The sequence below is a fragment of the Corynebacterium hiratae genome, assembly GCF_009708045.1.
Lineage (GTDB): Bacteria > Actinomycetota > Actinomycetes > Mycobacteriales > Mycobacteriaceae > Corynebacterium > Corynebacterium hiratae.
In genome coordinates this window covers 97,946-117,498 of the sequence record NZ_VIOG01000002.1, presented here as the reverse complement: position 1 = coordinate 117,498, position 19,553 = coordinate 97,946, and the positions used below count along the sequence as shown (strand labels likewise).

22 protein-coding genes are annotated in these 19,553 nt (G+C 63.4%); 18 read left to right on the top strand and 4 right to left on the bottom strand.

The features are described 5' to 3' along the window. The first annotated feature begins 158 nt into the window (after positions 1-158). The 18 genes from obgE (at position 159) to FME68_RS02200 (ending at position 16,667) form a co-directional block, all read left to right on the top strand. Positions 159-1,688 carry a GTPase ObgE gene (gene obgE, locus FME68_RS02285; protein WP_049157130.1) on the top strand — a complete coding sequence of 510 codons (1,530 nt, stop codon included), beginning with the start codon at positions 159-161 and terminating at the stop codon, positions 1,686-1,688. Positions 1,689-1,779: 91 nt separating this feature from the next. After that, the gene (proB, locus tag FME68_RS02280; RefSeq protein ID WP_230308868.1) at positions 1,780-2,940 is read left to right on the top strand and encodes a glutamate 5-kinase; all 1,161 of its coding nucleotides are present in this window, start codon (positions 1,780-1,782) and stop codon (positions 2,938-2,940) included. After that, positions 2,940-3,869: a D-isomer specific 2-hydroxyacid dehydrogenase family protein gene (locus FME68_RS02275; RefSeq protein WP_158395768.1), complete on the top strand. Its 930-nt coding sequence runs from the start codon at positions 2,940-2,942 to the stop codon at positions 3,867-3,869. Before proB ends, FME68_RS02275 begins: the two co-directional genes overlap by 1 nt. A gap of 15 nt (positions 3,870-3,884) precedes the next feature. Next, complete coding sequence (locus FME68_RS02270) at positions 3,885-4,790, top strand: D-isomer specific 2-hydroxyacid dehydrogenase family protein (RefSeq protein ID WP_070754960.1); 906 nt, start codon at positions 3,885-3,887, stop codon at positions 4,788-4,790. Continuing rightward, positions 4,790-5,296: a DUF1707 SHOCT-like domain-containing protein gene (locus FME68_RS02265; protein WP_158395766.1), complete on the top strand. Its 507-nt coding sequence runs from the start codon at positions 4,790-4,792 to the stop codon at positions 5,294-5,296. Before FME68_RS02270 ends, FME68_RS02265 begins: the two co-directional genes overlap by 1 nt. A 74-nt stretch (positions 5,297-5,370) precedes the next feature. Further along, positions 5,371-6,639, top strand: a complete 1,269-nt coding sequence (locus tag FME68_RS02260) for a glutamate-5-semialdehyde dehydrogenase (RefSeq protein WP_158395764.1) — start codon at positions 5,371-5,373, stop codon at positions 6,637-6,639. A 104-nt stretch (positions 6,640-6,743) separates the two neighbouring features. After that, positions 6,744-8,135 (top strand): RNA-binding domain-containing protein, encoded by a 1,392-nt coding sequence (locus FME68_RS02255; protein WP_328287686.1) that lies wholly within the window; start codon positions 6,744-6,746, stop codon positions 8,133-8,135. Between the two features lie 193 nt (positions 8,136-8,328). Then, a complete protein-coding gene (locus tag FME68_RS02250) occupies positions 8,329-9,234 on the top strand; it encodes a cutinase family protein (protein ID WP_049156476.1) in 906 nt (301 codons plus the stop codon). A 10-nt stretch (positions 9,235-9,244) separates the two neighbouring features. Then, the gene (locus FME68_RS02245; protein ID WP_070701350.1) at positions 9,245-10,093 is read left to right on the top strand and encodes a cutinase family protein; all 849 of its coding nucleotides are present in this window, start codon (positions 9,245-9,247) and stop codon (positions 10,091-10,093) included. Further along, on the top strand, positions 10,086-10,703 hold the full coding sequence (gene nadD / locus FME68_RS02240) for a nicotinate-nucleotide adenylyltransferase (RefSeq protein WP_158395762.1): 618 nt from the start codon (positions 10,086-10,088) through the stop codon (positions 10,701-10,703). Before FME68_RS02245 ends, nadD begins: the two co-directional genes overlap by 8 nt. A 97-nt stretch (positions 10,704-10,800) precedes the next feature. Next, positions 10,801-11,268 carry a ribosome silencing factor gene (gene rsfS, locus FME68_RS02235; protein WP_046648992.1) on the top strand — a complete coding sequence of 156 codons (468 nt, stop codon included), beginning with the start codon at positions 10,801-10,803 and terminating at the stop codon, positions 11,266-11,268. Next, positions 11,265-11,963 carry a histidine phosphatase family protein gene (locus FME68_RS02230; RefSeq protein ID WP_158395760.1) on the top strand — a complete coding sequence of 233 codons (699 nt, stop codon included), beginning with the start codon at positions 11,265-11,267 and terminating at the stop codon, positions 11,961-11,963. The genes rsfS and FME68_RS02230 overlap by 4 nt, the downstream gene beginning before the upstream one ends. Next, positions 11,963-12,751: a DegV family protein gene (locus tag FME68_RS02225; RefSeq protein ID WP_049156464.1), complete on the top strand. Its 789-nt coding sequence runs from the start codon at positions 11,963-11,965 to the stop codon at positions 12,749-12,751. Before FME68_RS02230 ends, FME68_RS02225 begins: the two co-directional genes overlap by 1 nt. A gap of 104 nt (positions 12,752-12,855) precedes the next feature. After that, positions 12,856-13,458: a ComEA family DNA-binding protein gene (locus FME68_RS02220; RefSeq protein ID WP_158395756.1), complete on the top strand. Its 603-nt coding sequence runs from the start codon at positions 12,856-12,858 to the stop codon at positions 13,456-13,458. Further along, positions 13,455-14,705 (top strand): ComEC/Rec2 family competence protein, encoded by a 1,251-nt coding sequence (locus FME68_RS02215; protein WP_328287685.1) that lies wholly within the window; start codon positions 13,455-13,457, stop codon positions 14,703-14,705. Before FME68_RS02220 ends, FME68_RS02215 begins: the two co-directional genes overlap by 4 nt. Then, positions 14,702-15,649: a DNA polymerase III subunit delta gene (gene holA, locus FME68_RS02210; protein WP_070754966.1), complete on the top strand. Its 948-nt coding sequence runs from the start codon at positions 14,702-14,704 to the stop codon at positions 15,647-15,649. Before FME68_RS02215 ends, holA begins: the two co-directional genes overlap by 4 nt. 11 nt (positions 15,650-15,660) lie before the next feature. Next, a complete protein-coding gene (locus tag FME68_RS02205; protein ID WP_158395754.1) occupies positions 15,661-16,029 on the top strand; it encodes an ankyrin repeat domain-containing protein in 369 nt (122 codons plus the stop codon). Then, complete coding sequence (locus FME68_RS02200) at positions 16,026-16,667, top strand: LysE family translocator (RefSeq protein ID WP_049156454.1); 642 nt, start codon at positions 16,026-16,028, stop codon at positions 16,665-16,667. Before FME68_RS02205 ends, FME68_RS02200 begins: the two co-directional genes overlap by 4 nt. On the opposite strand, the gene FME68_RS02195 is transcribed toward FME68_RS02200, so the two are convergent. The 4 genes from FME68_RS02195 to FME68_RS02180 form a co-directional block, all read right to left on the bottom strand. Beyond that, positions 16,664-17,842: a type II restriction enzyme gene (locus tag FME68_RS02195; protein WP_230308858.1), complete on the bottom strand. Its 1,179-nt coding sequence runs from the start codon at positions 17,840-17,842 to the stop codon at positions 16,664-16,666. The two genes, FME68_RS02200 and FME68_RS02195, sit on opposite strands and share 4 nt — an antisense overlap. Beyond that, the gene (locus FME68_RS02190) at positions 17,835-18,644 is read right to left on the bottom strand and encodes a DNA adenine methylase (RefSeq protein ID WP_158395750.1); all 810 of its coding nucleotides are present in this window, start codon (positions 18,642-18,644) and stop codon (positions 17,835-17,837) included. The genes FME68_RS02195 and FME68_RS02190 overlap by 8 nt, the downstream gene beginning before the upstream one ends. After that, positions 18,645-18,908 (bottom strand): 30S ribosomal protein S20, encoded by a 264-nt coding sequence (gene rpsT, locus FME68_RS02185; RefSeq protein ID WP_010190855.1) that lies wholly within the window; start codon positions 18,906-18,908, stop codon positions 18,645-18,647. Between the two features lie 118 nt (positions 18,909-19,026). Next, positions 19,027-19,548, bottom strand: a complete 522-nt coding sequence (locus FME68_RS02180; protein WP_158395748.1) for a type II toxin-antitoxin system PemK/MazF family toxin — start codon at positions 19,546-19,548, stop codon at positions 19,027-19,029. Positions 19,549-19,553: the final 5 nt, after the last annotated feature.

The window sequence follows — 19,553 nt, the reverse complement described above, 5'->3', positions numbered from 1 at the left end:
GAGCTTCATGGCTTAATCCCGAGCGTTTGCTCGGGATTTTGTCGTTTTCACGCGGCCGGCGTGGTGGGGGAGCGTGGAGAAAACTAAAGGGGCGTTGCTTCAGATCCCCGGTAGTGCCCAACTAGGACGGTATGCCAGGAACCGTTAGACTAGCGGGCATGGCACGATTCATTGACCGAGTGGTTTTGCACCTGCAGGCAGGCGATGGCGGACACGGCTGCGCCTCCGTTCACCGCGAAAAGTTCAAGCCGCTCGGCGGGCCCGATGGCGGCAATGGCGGCCACGGCGGAGACATCCTGCTGGAGGTCTCAACCCAAATACACACGCTGATGGACTTTCACTACCGCCCGCACATCAAATCCGAGCGCGGCGGCAACGGTGCTGGCGACTGGCGCAACGGCGCGCGCGGCAAGGACCTCATTCTGGAGGTACCGGCGGGCACCGTGGTGTATACCGAGGATGGGGAGATGCTCGCGGACCTCACGGTCCCGGGAACCCGCTTCGTGGCTGCGGAGGGCGGTTTCGGCGGACTTGGTAACGCAGCACTTGCCTCGGCTGCCCGTAAGGCTCCGGGCTTTGCGCTGCAGGGAGAACCTGGTGAGGCGCGCGATCTCATCCTGGAGCTGAAGTCCATGGCGGATGTCGGCCTCGTCGGATTCCCCTCCGCGGGCAAGTCCTCCCTTATTTCTGTTCTCTCGGCGGCCAAGCCGAAGATTGGTGATTATCCTTTCACCACCCTCCAGCCCAACCTGGGCGTGGTGGACATGGGCCATGAGTCCTTCACCATGGCGGATGTTCCGGGCCTGATCCCTGGGGCCGCTGAGGGCAAGGGCTTGGGCCTTGACTTCCTGCGCCACATCGAGCGCACCGCGGTCCTGGCCCACGTGGTGGATACCGCCTCCATCGAGCCGGGCCGCGATCCGCTCTCTGATATCGAGGCCCTCGAGACCGAGCTGGCCAAGTACCAAGAGCTGCTGGAGCAGGACACCGGCCTGGGGGATCTGCGCGAGCGCCCGCGCGTCATCATCCTCAACAAGGCGGACATTCCCGAGGCCGAAGAGCTAGCAGAATTTGTCAAGGGTGACCTCGAAGAGAAGTACGGCTGGCCCGTCTTCATCATTTCCGCAGTCGCGCGCAAGGGCCTCGACCCGCTGAAGTACAAGCTCATGGAGATGGTCAACGAGCACCGCAAGGCTCAGCCCAAGGTCGCCGCGGACAAGAACCACACCATTATTCAGCCGAAGTCCGTGGGCAAGAAAAAGAAGGGAAGGTTCGCCGACTTCACCGTCACCCCAGACCCCGAGGTGGAGGGCGGCTTCATCGTCGAAGGCGAGAAGATCGACCGCTGGATCCGCCAGACGGACTTCGAAAACGACGAGGCCGTGGGCTACCTTGCGGACCGCCTTGCCAAGGCCGGTGTCGAAGAGGAACTGCACCGCCAAGGCGCGCAGGAAGGCTGCCCCGTGACCATCGGAGATATCACCTTCGAGTACGAGCCCATGGCTGGTGGCCGCGCGACCGACGCTGGCCGCGGACAGGATGGCCGCCTCATGAGCACCGAGCGAGTCTCGGCTGCCGAGCGTAAGCGCGCTTCCCAGGCACGCCGCGGTCTCGTCGATGAGTTTGACTTTGGCACCGATGGGGAGGTCACGCGCGAGTCCGCGAACCGCGATCGCTGGCAGGGCTAGCCCGGTATAATGAGCCGGTATGTCATCCGAACACGACAACCAGATCGACTATCCTCTTCCCCTCGAACCCTTCGAGGGGCCAACCCCGGAAATGGACTACCCGGAGACCGCCACGCTGTCGGAAAAATCCAGCGGCTTTTCCTCGCCTTTGCGCGACCAGATCGCACAGGCCAAGCGCATCGTCATCAAGATCGGCTCCTCCTCGTTGACGCGCGATGATTTCGTGACCTCGACTGAGAAGATCGACAAGATCGTTGACGCCGTGTGCGCCCGCATGAATGTCTCGGACATCATCATCGTCTCCTCCGGTGCGGTGGCTGCGGGCATGGGCCCGCTGGGCCTGACCACGCGCCCCACCGATTTGGCCACCAAGCAGGCAGCTGCCGCGGTGGGCCAGGTCCACCTCGCCTACGAGTGGGGCGTATCCTTTGCTCGCTACAACCGGACCATTGGGCAGGTGCTGCTGACCGCGTCGGACGTCGGCAAGCGCGATCGCGCCCGCAACGCCCAGCGCACCATTGACCGCCTGCGCCAGATACGCACGGTGCCGATCGTCAACGAGAATGACACCGTCGCGACCTCCGAGATGCACTTCGGTGATAACGACCGCCTTTCCGCGCTCGTGGCCAACTTGGTCGGTGCGGATGCCCTCTTCCTTTTCTCCGACGTGGACGGTCTTTATGACAAGAACCCGGCGGAGCCCGATGCCAAGTTCGTCGAGGAGGTGCGCACCGGCAAGGACCTCAAGGCGGTCGTTGCTGGTGACGGCGGCAAGGTCGGCACCGGCGGCATGGCCACGAAGGTCTCCGCTGCGCGCCTGGCCACCCGCGGCGGCATTCCCGTGCTGCTGACCTCGGCGGATAACATCGGACAGGCGCTTGACGACGCCTCCGTAGGCACCGTCTTCCACACCCGTGAGGAGCGCCGCCTGTCCGCATGGAAGTTCTGGGCGCTCTACTGCGCGGATACCGGCGGCTCCCTGCGCCTCGACGAGGGTGCCATGGAGGCCGTGGTCCGCGGCGGAAACTCTCTGCTGGCCGTGGGCATCACGGATATTAAGGGCGAGTTCAGCGCCGGTGAGATCGTGGACATTATGGGCCCCAAGGGCCAGGTTATCGGCCGCGGTGAGGTGGGCTATGACTCCGCCACGCTGCGCAACCTGCTGGGCAAGCACACCGAGGAGCTGCCGGAGGACATGCGCCGCCCCGTTGTCCACGCCGATTACCTGTCCAATTTCGCGTCCCGAATTTAATGCGCTATTTCATGGGCCCCGATGTGTGGGCAGCGACCGTGGCAGATATCGACGCAGCCGGGCACGAGCGCGTCGAGAGCTTGGCGGAAGCCGAGGTCTTTGTGAACACCGCCTCGGATCCAGCGCAGACCCCGGAGATTCCGGACAACATCCAGTGGGTGCAGTACTGCTTCACCGGAGTAAACCGCCACATCGAGGCCGGGCTCATCCGGCGGGATGGCCTGCCGTGGTGCAACTCCGCCGGCGCTTTTGCCACGCCCGTGGCGGAATCCGCGCTGGGGTTGATGCTCTCCCAGGCGCACCACCACAAGGCTTTCGCCCTGGCGAAGTCGTGGTCGGTGGCGCGTGAGCTCGATGAATCCCAAGCCTGGCTCTATGACCAACAGGGGCCTACGCGCGTGCTCATCGTGGGCGCAGGAGGAATCGGCACGCAGCTCATGGCTTACCTCGAGCCCTTCGGCGTGCATATCACCGCGGTAAACCGCTCGGGCCGCCCAGTGGACGGCGCGGACGTAACACTCCCTATCGAGCGCGTCGACGAAGCATGGGGCGAGGCGGATTTCGTGGTGAGCATTCTGCCGGCGACAGAAGCGACGGAAGCTCTCTTTGATGCTGCGGTGTTCCGCGCCATGAAGCGCTCGGCGGTGTTTATCAACGTCGGCCGCGGCAGCACCGTAGTCACTGATGATCTCGTGGATGCACTGCGCACGGGCGAGATCGCGGGAGCGGGCCTCGAGGTCATGGATCCGGAGCCGCTTCCGGATGGCCACCCGCTCTATGAGCTTCCCAACGCTACGCTGACCCCGCACATGGCGGCCTCGGATCACGTGGCCCAGTACCACCTGGGTGCTATCTTCAATGCCAACGCCGCCGCGTGGGAGCGCGGCGAGGATATGCCCACGCGCGTCGACCCGGACGCCGGATACTAGCTAAGGAGGATGTGCATGAAGTACGCCATCGAACCACACCCGTGGGAGGAAACCATCGAGGTGCTTGACGCCGCGGGCTTTGAGCGCGCCCGGCTAGATGAGGCCTCCTTCCTCATCTACACCGGCGACGGCACCGACTTCCCGGACCCGCTGCCGGAGAACATTGGTTTCGTGCAGATTCCTTCGGCGGGCGTGGACCACGTGCTCGACGCAATGAAGGGGAGCAGCGTGCCGTGGTCAAACGCCGCCGGGGTCTATGACAACACGGTGGCGGAATCCACCATCGCGCTGCTTCTGGCGCAGCTGCACGCGCACCGTCGCGTCAACGGCACGTTCGATTCCTATGCGGACATGGAGGCCCACACCTCCTACCTCTACGACGATAAGACGGTGGCCATTATTGGTGCCGGTGGCATTGGCAAGCGTCTGATTAGCATGCTGTCTGGTTTCGGGCCGCGCATCATTGCGGTCAACCGCTCCGGCAACCCGGTTGAGGGCGCTGAGGAAACTTACCCGATTTCCCAGGTGGACAAGGTTTGGCCGAAGGCTGATTACTTCGTCCTTATCGCTCCGCTGACCCCGGAGACCCGCCACATGGTGGATGCGGAGGCTTTCCAACAGATGCCGGAGCATGCAGTGGTGGTTAACGTGGGCCGCGGCCCACTCATCAACACCGAGGACCTCCTCGCAGCACTCGAGTCGGGCGAGATCGCGGGTGCCGCGCTCGACGTCACCGACCCAGAGCCGCTGCCGGAGGATCACCCGCTGTGGCGGGATCAGCGCGTGGTTATCACCCCGCACATTGCCAATACGCAGCGCTCCGTGCGCGAGAAGATTGGCGCGCACACCGTTAAGGTGGCCAAGGCTTTCGCGGCGGGGGAGGAGCTGCCCACTCTGGTTGACCCGAAGGCAGGTTATTAATGGAGAACCCCGATATCCGCGTTGGTGATGCGGAGCGTTCTGAGGCTCTAGAGCAGTTGAGCCAGCACTTCGTCAACGGAGCGTTGGGCCCCGATGAATTCGAGCAGCGCACCGGCGAGGCTGCCGCGGCGCGCACGCGCGGAGACGTCGAAAAGCTCTTTGCGGACCTGCCGGAGCTTTCCACCCCACGTGCTACAGCACCCGCTACCCGCCACGAGGCGGAGCTGGAGGATATGCTCTCCCGCGGACGCAAGGTGCAGATAGTGGATTCCGTCATCTGGTCGGTGGCGATGATCGCGCTCTTCCTGGGCCTCTTCGTCTTTGACTGGAGCTATTTCTGGATCTCGCCAGTCATCGCGTTCTTCGCTTCCTGGGCTGCGCGCGGGGTGTTGAAGTTCAGCGAGTCGGATGAAGAGCTCTTCGATGAGCTTTCCGAAGGGGAAAAGAAAAAGCGCGCTGAGCGCCTGCGTGCCGCCGCTGAGCGCCGCCGCGAGCTCGGGGCCTAAGACTGGCGTTGCTTAAAGCCATAGCTGCACAAAATCCCTGACAAGCGGGCAGACCTTCCGTACGCTGGTATGGCATGAGCAACACCGAACGTGAAGAAGTTCTGTCCAAAGCCCGCGCCGCCAAGGCGGTGGCGCCACAGTTCGCGCAGCTGCCCACCCCGCGCAAGAATGAAATCCTCAACCGCGCTGCCGAGAACCTCATCGCGCACACCGAGGATATCCTCGCTGCCAACCAGCTCGATATCGAGGCCGGCCGCGCCAACGGCATGTCCGAGTCACTCATCGACCGCCTGTCGCTGGACGCCGACCGCATCGAGGGCATTGCCGGCGGCCTGCGCCAGGTGGCCTCCCTCCAGGACCCGGTAGGGGAGATCCTGCAGGGCCGCACCATGGATAACGGCATCCAGATGAAGCAGGTTCGCGTGCCGCTCGGCGTGATGGGCATGGTCTATGAGGCCCGCCCGAACGTCACCGTCGATGCTTTCGGCTTGGCCCTGAAGTCCGGCAACGTGCCGCTGCTGCGCGGCTCCAAGTCCGCGAAGAACTCCAACGCTAAGCTCGTGGAGCTCCTCCAAGACACCCTCGTGGAATTCGATCTGCCACGCGAAGGCGTGCAGCTTCTGCCCTGTGAGACCCACGATTCCGTGCAGGACCTCATCACCGCCCGCGGCCTGGTGGACCTGGTCATCCCGCGCGGCGGCGCGCGCCTTATCAACGCTGTGGTGGAAAACGCCACCGTCCCCGCCATCGAGACGGGTACCGGCAATTGCCACTTCTACGTCGATGCCTCCGCGGACCTGGACAAGGCCATCGACATGGTGATCAACGGCAAGACCCGCCGCACCTCGGTGTGCAATGCCACGGAGGGCGTGCTGATCGACGCCGCGCTGGACGCCGCTGCCAAACTCCGCATCATCACCTCCCTCCAAGAAGCAGGGGTCACCATCCACGGTGATGTCAAGGAGCTCGAAGCCTTCGGAGTTAAGGACGCCGTGGAGGCTACCGACGAGGAATGGCGCGAGGAATTCCTGTCCATGGATATCTGCGCCAAGGTGGTCGATGGTGTCAACGGCGCCATCGCGCACATCGCTGAGTACACCACCGGCCATACCGAAGCCATTGCGGCCCAGGACGCTGACGTGCTGCTGACCTTCGCCAACGAGGTGGATGCCGCAGCGGTCATGCTTAACGCCTCCACTGCTTTTACTGATGGCGAGGTCTACGGCATGGGAGCGGAAATCGGCATCTCCACCCAGAAGCTGCACGCGCGCGGCCCGATGGCACTGCCGGAGCTGACGTCTACCAAATGGGTGCTGCAGGGCACCGGCCAGACCCGCCCCTAGAACCAGCTCGAAAAAGCTACTCGAAAGCTACTCGAAAAGAATTTTTCGAGTCTGACCTGCGCAAAACATCCTACTCGAAAAGTTTTCGAGTAGGATGTTGCTCTGTGAGCGTAACTCGAAACTTTCACGCAGAGCCGCAGCTGCTCTTGAATGTGCCCGAAGATCAGTGGTTCGATCGTAAATCGTTCCGAATCAAGCCCAAGGATTTGGCCAAGACAATCGTCGGAATGGCTAATGCTGAGGGTGGCGTTGTTGCCGTGGGGATTACGGATCGTGAATTTGATGGTCTCCCCACCGCGGGGCAGGGTAACGATTTGCGGCAGACCGCGTTGGATCATACGGATCCGACCGTTAAGGTCCGTATCGAAATACTCGAGGTTAACGAGGGCGTTGAGGTGTTCCTCTTTCATGTATTGCCCAGCGAACGTGTTCACTATTTGCGGTCCGGAGAATGCTATCTGCGGGTAGGGGATGAGTCTAGGCATCTCAAGGCCGATGACATCCTTGAGCTTCGATATACCAAGGGCGAGCAGCAGTACGATGCCACTGTGCCGACGCATGCTAGCCCAGAAGACCTCGATATGTCTTTAGTCGAAAATTACGCTGACATTATCGGTTCGTCTTCCGGTGTGGATTCACTCCGGGCTCGGAATCTGATTGACCGTCAGGGGCGTCCGCGGTCCGCTGCGCTCTTGCTATTTGGAAAGAATCCGCAAGAAATTTTCCCGAATGCTCACATCCGAGTACTTCGCTTCGCAGAAGATGAGCGCCTACCGGGCCAGCAACAGCAGCTGGTGGAAGACCGTCGCTTCGATGGTCCTGTGCCGGAGCAGATTCGTGCAGCACAAGAGGTAATCGGTGGGATGCTGCCGACAGTTCGTAGGTTGTCTGGGACGGGGTTATTTGAGGATGAAAATCTCATTCCGCATGATGTGTGGCTGGAAGGCCTAGTTAACGCTGTTGTGCACCGTTCATACAGTATGTCGGGTGATCATATTCGATTTGAGGTGTATCCCAGTCGGATCGAGATTTCTAGCCCTGGGCGCTTTCCAGGTCTTGTTGATCCCGCTAAGCCTGAATCGATAGCTCGTTTCGCGCGTAACCCTCTCATTGCACGCGTTACTGCTGAGCTACGCATAGGCCAAGAACTGGGCGAGGGCATCCGCCGTATGTTCGCTGGTATGCGCCGCGTCGGTTTTGCTGATCCCTCTTACGTGCAAACCAGTGGCAGCGTTGTTCTGACATTGAAGGCGATTCAACGATTGAACGAGCAAGTGCTGCAGGATTTGCCCCGCCATGCTGAAGGGGCGTTGGCAGCGTTGGAAACGAGCGCACGTCCAATGTCTACGGGAGAAGTGGCCGAAGCTCTTGGCGTGTCAATTCCATCTGTGCGTCGTGCATTGCAAGCCATGCGTGACAAGGGGCTTGTGAAATGGAGGGGTAATGGTCCGCGCGATCCGCGGGCAGTGTGGTTTGTTGAGGGGCCTTTTGGGTGAGCTGAGTAGAGCTCGAAAGCTACTCGAAAGCTACTCGAAAGGAATTTTTCGAGCCTGACCTGCGCAAAACATCCTACTCGAAAACTTTTCGAGTAGATTGTTCGCCTTGTGTGGGGTTCGTGCTGCGCGGCGGGACAGGACTGGGTACTCTAAAGCGCGGTAATAACAAAGAACTGATTGGTGCCTTCCGCTCATGCTGTCCCGCATTGCTTCCTCCGTCGCCGCCGCCGTCGTGGCCGCGGCCGCCCTCATCGTCCCGAACACCGTATCTGCACCCGCCGCGCATGCCGACGAACAGTGCCCCGCCGTGGTCGTCGTCGCCGCGCGCGGCTCCGGCCAGAACGGCCAGATCTATCCCACGCAGTACTCCAACCAGGGTGGCCGAGCCTCCAATGGGTGGGAAGGCGAATCCATTCGCGCTATGTTGCACGGCGCTGAAGCGCGCTATCAGGCAACACACGGTGGCAACTCGCTGATGAAGGATGTCTACGTGCTGGGGCTGGAGCCGCAATACTATCCGGCGACGTACCCGGAGTATTCCGTGCCGAACGAGTCGCTTCCCACCACCGCGGCCGACTTGGTGCGCCTAGCCGCACAGTACGCCAACCCGGTCATCAACACCGCGGTCTCCGCCATCAACCAGTTCATGTACTCCGTACAGACCGGCAAGCGCGGCGTGACCAGCGCCATCAACAACTACGAGGCCGCTACCGGCTGCCACCCGCAGTACATCCTGTCCGGCTACTCCCAAGGTGCTATGGTCCTGTCCAACCACGAGCTGGAGCTAGCCCACCGCGGCCAGCTCGCCGGTGTCGTGACCTTTGGCAACCCGCTGACCCGCGCCGGGGATCCGGCCGTTGTCGGTGCGACCCAGGGCGCAGGCGGCCCGATGGGCCACTTCCCGCAGATGCGCGCCAACGTCAGCCGCGTGGACTACTGCCTGCCCCTCGATGCCGTGTGCGATCTCTCCGCCCATACCCTCTACGCCGCTAAGCCCACTGGCGGCTCCCACGGCCAGTACTTCTTCACCTACCACGAGTGGGATAACCAGGTCTACGATTCCATCGGCCGCATGGTAGACAGCGTTCGTTTCCGCTAAACAGGAAAGGGTGAAGCCTCTTTCTCTTAGCATGTGTGCCGCGCTTGGCGCAGCAGCGTTTCTCCTGAACGTTCCTGCGGCCTCGGCGGGCGGTATCGACACCTGCCCCGACACCGCGGTGCTTGTCGCGCGCGGCTCGGACCAGAACGAGGAGCAAGGCGAATACGTGGGCCCGCAGCGCTACTCCGTGCATGCGCCAGAGTCCACGGGCTTTGAGGGACGTAACTTTGCTGCGCTGTTCCACCAGGTTGAGCAGCGCCACCCGGGCGCTATGGATGGCGTCTATGTGCTAGCGCTCGACCCGGAATCCTATCCCGCCGCCATGAACCTGCCACCCTTGGCGCAGGAGGGTGAGGACCTCGGCCCGCGTGAACTCGTGCAGCGAACCGTGGAGATCCTCCAGGAGCACCCCATCGGGGAGTTGGCATACTCGGTGACACTGGGAGCCGCCGATAGTCTGCGCACCGGTGTCCGCAACGCCCCGAAGGTGGTCGAAGACTATGAATCCACCACCGGCTGCCACCCGCGCTGGGTGGCCGCCGGCTACTCGCAGGGCGCGCTCGTCGCGACAAGCGCCCAAAGCTACCTCGCTGATACCGGGCGCCTGCATGCAGTGCTGACGTTCGGCAATCCGCTCCACCAGGTGCCGTGGGTTCAGAACCGCGCCGGGCTACCGGAGCACCGCTCCGTCGATTATTGCTTGGACGGTGACTTCGTCTGCGACTTCTCCCCGGAAGCCGCCAACCGAGCGTTAGCCACGAAGGCCAAGCGCCATGCCTCCTACTTCCTGGGGGAGCCTACCGAGCAGGACGTGCAGGTCATTGATGCTGTGGCCGGTATACTCACCAGCCATGACTAGTCCACAACGCATCGGCATCATGGGTGGCACCTTCGATCCGATCCACAACGGCCACCTCGTCGCTGCTAGCGAGGTAGCCCACCGTTTCCGCCTCGATACGGTGGTCTTTGTGCCCACCGGCCAGCCCTGGCAGAAGGCAGATAAGCAGGTCACCGCCGCCGAGCATCGCTACCTGATGACCATGGTGGCCACCGCTTCAAACCCGCGCTTTACCGTCTCCCGCGTAGACATTGACCGCGAGGGCCCCACCTACACCATCGATACGCTGCGGGACTTGCGCGAGCTTTTCCCCGATGCCGAGCTCTACTTCATTACCGGTGCGGATTCTGTCGCTTCCATCATGAGCTGGCGGAACTGGAAAGAGATGCTGGAGATGGCGCACTTCGTTGGCGTGACCCGCCCCGGCTACGAGCTACGCAAGGACATGTTGCCGGAGGGCTCCCAAGACGACATCGAGCTGATCGAGATTCCCGCCATGGCCATTTCCTCCACCGATTGCCGCGCCCGCGCCGAGCAGGGCCAGCCGGTGTGGTACCTGGTGCCGGATGGGGTGGTGCAATACATCGCCAAGAATCACCTCTACAGCTCGCACCCGGAAAAACCGCTGTAGTATCCGCGCAGAGGCGGGGGGGAATTCGACTAGGAAAATGCGCCTTGTCGTGTAAGACTAGAGTTCTTGAAGGAAAAGTACTTGTGTAGGGATTGTCATGTCGATTACTGATGAAGCACGCCAGATGGCGGAAACCGCCGCCTTGGCTGCGGATGAAAAGCTGGCCACCAACATTGCCGCTATTGACGTTTCCGACGTGCTGGCGATTACCGAGGTCTTCGTCTTGGCCTCCGCCGATACCGAGCGCCAAGTGGCGTCCATCGTCGAGGAAGTCGAGGACGAGCTGACCAAGCAGGGCTTTGAGCCCAAGCGCCGCGAAGGCAATCGCGAGAACCGGTGGGTCTTGCTCGATTATGGCCCCATCGTGGTCCACGTCCAGCGCAACGATCAGCGCGAGTTTTACGGCCTGGATCGCCTCTACCACGACTGCCCGCTTCTCGACATCCCCGGTCTGGACACCCCGGAACGCCCCGGCGAGTGGTCTGATGAAGTCAACCCGCGCGACGTGGACTCGATCGATGAGATTCCCCTGGCCCAGCCAGAGCCGGAAGATGACGAATTATGACCCGCCGTCTCCTCCTCATCCGCCACGGGCAAACTACCTACAACGCCACCGGACGGATGCAGGGGCACCTGGACACCGAGCTGTCGGACGTAGGGTACTCCCAAGCGCGCGCTGCCGCTGACCTGCTCGAGGATAAAGGCATCACCGCGGTTGTCGCCTCGGACCTCATCCGTGCTCGCGAAACCGCTGAGATCATCGCCCGTCGCTTGGGGCTTGAAGTATCCGTCGATAAGCGCCTGCGCGAAACCCATCTGGGGGAGTGGCAGGGGATGACCTCCGCCGAGGTGGATGAGCAGTACCCCGGGGCGCGTGCGCTGTGGCGCCACGACCCCACCTGGGCGCCGCCGCAGGGCGAAAGCCGCGTTGACGTGGCCAACCGCGCCCGCCCGGTCATTGATGAGCTCATGCAGGAGCACTCGGACTGGGATGAAGGCGCGGTGCTTGTCGTCGCGCACGGCGGCGCCATTTCCGCGCTGACCTGCCACCTTTTGGGCCTTGAGCATCACCAGTACGGGATTCTTTCCGGTTTGAAAAACACCCATTGGTCGCAGCTGACCGCGCGGCCCGAGTTCGATGCCGCTCGTCCGCTCTCCCCGCTGGAATTCACCCCGGAGAACGTCGTCCGCGCCCAATGGTACTTTGACGGTTGGAATATGGGCGGCGCCGTCGTTGGTGGCGCCGGGGCGGACGTCTAGTGATTCGCGTCGTCACCGATTCCGCCGCGGGGTTGCCGGCGGATATCGTCGAGGAGCTCGACATCTGCGTGGTGGACCTGCACGTCATGGAAAGCCACGGCAAGGATGGCGCGGAGCTGTCCACCTCTGGTCTGACTGCCCTGGAGCTAGCGGCCCTGTATGGCCGTCAGATGGAGCGCTCCGGCGATGACGGGGTGCTAGCCATCCACCTGTCGAAGGAACTGTCCTCGACGTGGTCGGCGGCGGTGACTGCCTCCGGCGTTTTCCCCGACACCGTGCGCGTCATCGATTCCGGTACCGCGGGCATGGTCATGGGTGCCGCTGCCATGGCCGCGGCCAAGCTTGCCCAGGAAGGCGCCTCACTCGACGAGTGCTATGCCGCCGCCATCAACACCCTCGAGCGCGGGCACACCTTGGTCTATCTCAGCTCGACGGAGGAGCTGCGCCGTTCCGGGCGCATGTCCGCAGCCACGGCGATGCTGTCGACCGCGCTGCTGGCCACCAAGCCAATCATGGCGATTGCGGGCGGCAAGCTGGAGATGGTGGGCAAGACCCGCACCCAAACCAAGGCCTTTACCAAGCTCGTGGATCTGGTGGCCTCCCGCGCGGAGGGCAAGCCGGCGTTCATCGTGGTGCAGTACAACGAGGACAAGGTCTCGGCCCGCCGGCTGGAGGACCTGCTGCGCTTGGCGTTGCCGGATTCCTCCTTCATGCTGGTGCCGCTTACCGACGTCCTCGCGGTCCACGTCGGCCCCGGAGCCATCGGCGTCTCCGCGGTCTTTAGCTGACGGCGGAGCCGAGCTAAAGACGTTGTTGATGTCTTCAACAAGTTATCCACAGGCTGCGGCTTAAGCCCTCGACGGGGGTGGGGGCGCTGCGTAGCGTCGCGGGCATGAATGCCATTGCTGATCGCCTCCGTGACCTCACCCGCCCCACCGGGGAAGAAGAACTGCTCAACGTCGACTTTCCGCGCGTGCGCGTGCCACCCTGGCTGGCGCTTGTCGTAGCGGGGCTAGCCGGCGTCGCGCTGCTGGCCTGGCTGGGGCTGAGCCGCAGCGCGGAGAACCCTTATGAGGTGGCCGCGCCGAGCAGCGAGGTGGCGGCCGACATCGTGGTCTCCGTCGTGGGCGACGTCGAGCAGCCGGGCCTGGTGACCTTGGCACCCGGCGCGCGCATCAACGACGCCCTTGAGGTGGCACACCCGCGCGTGCCCACCGACAACCTCAACCTGGCGCAGAAGCTTAACGACGGCGAACAGATCACCGTCGGCGCTCCTCCCGCTGCCCTAGGTGCCACGGCCGAAGACACTATCTCCCTCAACTCCGCCACCGCGGAGGAGCTCACTGAGCTTCCTGGGGTGGGGCCGGCCACGGCTGCGGCGATCATCGCGCACCGCGAGGAAGTCGGGAGCTTTACCACCGTGGAGCAACTCATGGACGTCTCCGGCATCGGACCGGCGAAGTTCGCGAAGCTCAAGGACAAGGTTCGGCCGTGAGGGAACTGCGGCTGGTGCCCGCCGCGGTGGTCGCATGGTTGGCCACGCTCGCAGTACTTTTCGGCTACCCCTGGCTGCTGGGTGGGCTCGTGGCGTTCGCGTTCTTGGGCGGGCAGTGGCGCGGCCAGAGCATCTTGTGCGCGGCGAGTGGGGCCATCTTCGCCACCCTTGCGCATGTGCGCTCGGTGCGCGCCGCAGGCTTTCATTTTAGTTCGGAGGTGACGGGAAGGCTTGCTGCCGATCCCCTGCAGACGGCATCCGGGTGGATGGTGCGCTTGCGCGTGCCGGGCTACCCGGCGCAGCTGCCGGTCTTCCTCAAGGAGGAACCGGAGGCCTTCAGCGGCTCCCTCGTTACGGTGCACGGTCACCCCGGTCCGTCTGACCGGGTAGGGGTAGGGCAGACCGTCTTCAGCGGTGAACTCACCGCGCACGCCCATAGCTGGACCGCCGCGGTGGCGGAGAACTTCCGCGCCGTGTGCGATAACGGCCTTATTCCCGGCATGGTGCTGGGCGATACCAGCCTGCAAAGCCCCGAGGACAAGCAGCTTTACATCGACACCGGGCTGTCGCACTTGAGTGCTGTGTCGGGCTCTAACGTCGCCATCGTGTGCACCGCGGCCGCGTTGGTGGTGCCGGGGCCGCGGGCGAGGGTGGGGGCGTCGGCAAGCGCGTTGGCGTTATTCGTGGCGCTGGTGGGGTGGGAGCCCTCCGTCCAGCGCGCCACCGTCGCTGGGCTGGCCGGTTTGGTGGCGGTGCTCCACTCCTCGAAGATGGAACCGCTCCATGCGCTCTCCCTCGGCGTGCTGTTCCTGCTTGCCGCCGACAGCGACCTAGCCGTCAGCTTCGGCTTCGCGCTCTCCGTGGCGGCGACCGCCGGCATCGTGGCGCTGACCCCGCTGCTGTTGCGCGTGCTGGGCACAGGTATTGTCGCCCGCGCCTTCGCCGTGGCCATCGCCGCGGATATCGTGACCATGCCGCTCATCGCGCTCATGTCCGGGCGGGTCTCGGTGGTCTCTGTCATCGCCAACGTGCTGGTGGCTCCGGTCGTGCCGGTCATCACCGTCGTGGGGCTTATCGCCGCCGCCCTGGCGCAGGTGGGGCTGGGCAGGCCGCTTGTGATCCTCATTGAGCCCTTGGCGGATTGGATCCACTTTGTCGCCTCCTCGATGCCCGTGACCACCGTGGCCGCCGGCCCTTTCGCGGTGCTGTTGCTCGGCGGGTGGATCATCGCGGCGTTGCTAAGATGACAGGCATGTCTTCAGCCCCCGTGCACCTCATCCTCGGCGATGACGAATTCCTGGCCGAGCGCGCCCGCCTGAGTATCCAACACGGCGAAGTAACCAAGCTCAAGGCCTCCGAGGTGAGCGAGGGCGAAATCCTGGAGGCGACCAGCCCGTCGTTGTTCGGGGAGGACCGCGTCATTGTCATCAGTGATGTGGAGCGGGCAGGCAAGGAGGTCACGAAGATCCTCCTCGACGCCTGCACTAACCCCATGCCCGGCATCACGCTTATTTTGATGTACTCGGTGACGGCGAAGACGCTGAAGAAAAAGAAGAAGCCACCGGAGCTCATCGCGGCGCTGCGCAAGACGGCCGAGGTGCACGAGGTCTTCTCCCTTTACCCGAATGAGCTCGCGCAGTGGGCTACCCGTGAGTTCGCCTCGCACGGGGTGCGGCCCACCCCGGACGTGGTGCAGGCGCTTCTCGACGGCGTCGGCTCCGACCTCCGCGAACTCGCCTCCGCCATCTCGCAGCTGGTCTTCGACACAGGCGGCAAGGTAACCCGCGAGGCGGTGCACGCGTACTACGTGGGCGTGGCCGAGGTAGCCAACTGGGATATCGCGGATGCCGCCGTGGCCGGCCGTGTGGAGGCGGCGGTCTCCACGTGCCGTCGGGCGTTGCAGTTGGGGGCGAGCCCCGTGGCCATCGCCTCGGCGCTGGCTAACAAGGTGGGCAATATCGCGCGCCTCTACTCCGCGCGCGGGGATCAGTACTCGCTGGCCTCCCAGACCGGGATGGCGCCCTATGCGGTGAAGCTCACGCAGCCCGTGGCGCGGCGCTGGTCGGGGGAGAATATCACCAAGGCCGTCATCCTCATGGCGGAGCTGGATGCTGCGGTCAAGGGACAAGGCGGTGATGAAGATTTCGCCATCGAGGCGGCCGTTAAACGGGTGGCGGAGCTGGCGCGCTAGACTAACCCTCCATGGATGACATCCAGAACTTTGCCACCAAGCTTTTCGACTTTGCCCGCACCGGCGATGCCACGCTGCTCGAGTACATCAAGCAGGGCGTCAACGTGGACATGGTGAACCAGGACGGGCAGTCCTTTGTCATGCTTGCCGCCTATCACGGCCATGCGGAGCTGGTGCGCCAGCTCGCTGCGGCGGGGGCCGACGTCAACCTCCTCAACGATCGCGGCCAGTCGCCGTTGGCCGGGGCGATTTTTAAGAAGGAGGACGCGGTGATCGACGCGCTTCTCGACGCCGGCGCCGACCCCTCCGCCGGCCAGCCCAACGCCCTCGACTCGGCCCGCATGTTCGGCCGCGAGGACCTACTCGAGCGCCTGTCATGAGCTGGTCCGCGTTTGCGGCCATCCTCCTGATGAACCTCGTCGGTGCGGCAGCACCCGGCCCCGACATCGTCCTGGTGACGCGCTATGCCACGCGCTCGCGCCGCCACGCCATCGCGGCGGCAACCGGTATCCAGGTGGGCGTGCTGTTCTGGTGCACGCTGACCGTGTTCGGCGCGGCCGCCCTGCTTACCGCCTTCCCGGGCGTCCTCTCGCTGATTCAGGTGATTGGTGGCTGTTTCCTAGTCTTCATGGGCGTGCTCTCCATTCGCTCTGGGTTGGAACTGCGCAAGCAGCCGCCTGTCGATGAGGAGGAGGCGGCCGCTCGCTTGGGCTCGGTGGGCAAGGTCTTCCGCACGGGTTTGGCCACCAACCTGTCCAACCCGAAGATCGTGCTCTTCCTCGCCGCTATGGTCGCCCCGCTGCTGCCGCCGCACCCGCCGGTGTGGGTATCGGTGGCACTGGTGCTGAGCCTAGCGCTGTCGAGCTATCTGCTCTTCGTCTTTCTCTCGACGGTTATTTCCACCCGCGCGATTCGCCGCCGCCTCCTGGCCGCCGGCCCGTGGATCGACATAGCCTCCGGCGCCTTCTTCGTGGTGGCCGGCTGCGCTCTGGTGTGGGCCGGCATCCAGGCTGCCTAGTCCTGTTCCAGCAGCTCCGCGAGCCACTGCGACCATGCCGCGACCGTGGCGGAGCGGCGGCGCAGGGTCGAATCACCCAGGCCCAGGTTCGCCGCCCGCATGAAGACCATTGCCTCTTCTTTATCCACCGCTCGGCCCGTATCCACGACGTGCCGCACCATGTCCCGGAACACCGGGCGGCAGGCCAGTGCCTCGATGAGGGTGAGGTTGCGTTCATCGCGGGTGCCGTTGAGCTTGCTCAGGCCCAAGTAGCGGGCGGCGTTGGTGTAATAATCCGCCTGGCGTGGAGTAAAACCAAATTCCTCGGGCATCTCCGCCTTGGGCACAGGGTTCTCCAGCAAGCTGATGACCCGCGCGAAGGAGTCCGCCTGGGGGAAAGGTACGCGCGTGTCTTCGATCCGTGTACGCCCCAGCACCGCGCGCACCGTCGCGTCAGTTACGCCAGACTCGCCCAAAACATAGCGAGCCGCGCTCACCAGCTCGATGCTGCGGAAGTCCTCCGGCTGCCTAAACGTGTAGCGGTAGAAGTGGAAAATACCGTTGGAATACACCAAGTACACCGGCACCACGTCTTTCTCCAACGCCAGCGAGAAGCGCCGGAAAGGGAAGTAGAGCTGGCGGATGTTGAAGTCGGGGGAGAGGTGGTTCTTCGCCTCCACGAGCACGAGGTGCTTGGCGGATTCGAAGCCGGCATCGATCTCCATCTGGGCGCGGTCGACCACCACGTCGCGCCCGCCGATGCGCATGGGCAGCGTCAGCGTCGACATACGTCCGCTGACCGTGGGCACCAGCTCCCCTCCCAGAAAATCATCGAGCATGCCGCTTAAGTGCGCCGCGGTGAGTGCGGCGGCCTCCGAGGTCAGGTTCTCGAAGTCAATGGACTGGATGTGGCTGGGAACCGGCATCGACTTCAGCGGCCCGGCCTGCTCTGGGAAAGGCTGGTACAGGTTAAAGCGGCCAATCAGGTAGGCATCGCGGCGAATCGGCAGCATGGACAAACCGTGCTGTCGAAACACCTCGGGGCGCGCTGCCGAAAAGTCATGCTTGGCCATCAACCGCGGCTCGCGGCCCGATAGCTCCTTGAGCTTCGCGGCGGGCAGTATCGCGAAGCCCTGGGCCGCGATGTCGGCGGCGATGTGGGGGTAGACGAGGTCCCAGGCGGCGTCGTTAAGCATAATTGCGCACGAGCACCTCATCGACCTTGCCGCGCTTCGAGGCCACGGAATTCACCGCGCGCGTGGCACCCACAATGTCGATGCGGTAGTCCGCGTACAACTCCTTGATGAAGTCCGTCGCGGAATTCGACAGCAGGAACTTCACCCCGCGGGCGTTGAGATCGTCGCAGGTTTCCTTCAGCCGAATCTGATCCGCGCGGCCAAAACCACCCGACTGGTAGCCGGTGAAATTGCTCGTGGGGTTGACCGGATCATAGGGCGGATCGAAATAAACGAAATCCCCCTCGTTGGCCTCCACCGCAGCGTAGTCGCCGTTATAAAACGTCACGTCGTGGGTGGACAAGTACTCCGAGACCGCGCGCAGATTGGGCTCATCGCAAATCTTCGGGTTGGCATAGCGGCCAAACGGGGCGTTGAACTGACCCGCGTTATTCACCCGATAAAGCCCGTTATAGCAGGTCTTATTTAAATAAATCGTGCGGGCAGCCCGTTCGACGGGGCTCAAGTGCGCAAAACCCGGCTCACGGTCGCGGGCGCGCATCTCGTAGAAGAAATCCGAATCATTCGGATAGCCCTTTAACAGGGCGATGAGCTCGTCCACGTTATCGCGGACCACCTCGTAGACGGTGATGAGCTCGATGTTCAGGTCATTAACCCGGGCGCGTTCGGGCGCCAAAGAAAAAAGAACCGCTCCGCCGCCCAAGAAAGGCTCGACATAAGTGTCGAAGCTCTCGGGCAGCATGGAGTGGATAACGGGCAGCAGTTGACGCTTTCCCCCCACCCACTTCAGGAGCGGTTTCATTTAGGCCATCTTGTTGAAGGCGGTGGCCATGCCGGACTTCTTGTTAGCCGCGGTGTTGCGGTGGAAGACGCCCTTAGACACGGACTTGTCCAGTGCGCGGGAGGCAACGCGCAGCTGCTTCTCGGCTGCAGCCTTGTCGCCAGCGGCGACGGCCTCGCGGAACTTGCGGATTTCGGTACGCACGGCGGAGCGTACGGACTTGTTGCGCTGACGCGACTTCTCGTTGGTCAGGATGCGCTTCTGCTTGGACTTGATGTTTGCCATTGTTATACCTCTTAGAGTCGTAGGAATGTGTAACCGAGGAAGGCGGACCCAAGGTCCTGACCGCCAGCGTGCCCCGGCATCCCAAAAAATCTAGCAGGGCTCGGACCGATTCCCCAAATCAGGCCCAGTGATAACGCGAGCGCAGCCGGTTAGCAATGCGTTCGAAGCGGCGTTCCGGGAAGAGCGTGCCTTGTCGGCGGCATTGTTCCTCGGAGATTTCCAGCACGCGGTCCATCCGCACCCAGCACTGCCGGCCGGATTCGTCCCATTCGCCGGTGCCGATATCGAGCCATTCCTCTTTGTTGGCGTGGCCCGGGTTGGGGGAAATGAGCAGACCCAGCACGGTGGTGCGCGTACGCGAGACAATGAGCACGGCTCGCTCGCGCGGCGGGGACTGCTTGCCGTCCGAGGGCGCCCACACCCACACGACTTCCCCGGAGTCCGCCTGCCCGTCCATGTCAGGGGTGAAGAAGACGCTGCGCGGGTGGGCGTCAGCACACTCGACGCGAATGTCGGCGGCCTTGCGCGGTTCCGTCACGGAATCATTCTGGTTCAACCCCAAGCCTTCGGTGATGCGCTCGAGACCGACGTCGACAGGCTCAGGGCCTCCGATACCGAGAATGCGTGCCAACCTAGACATGTCGT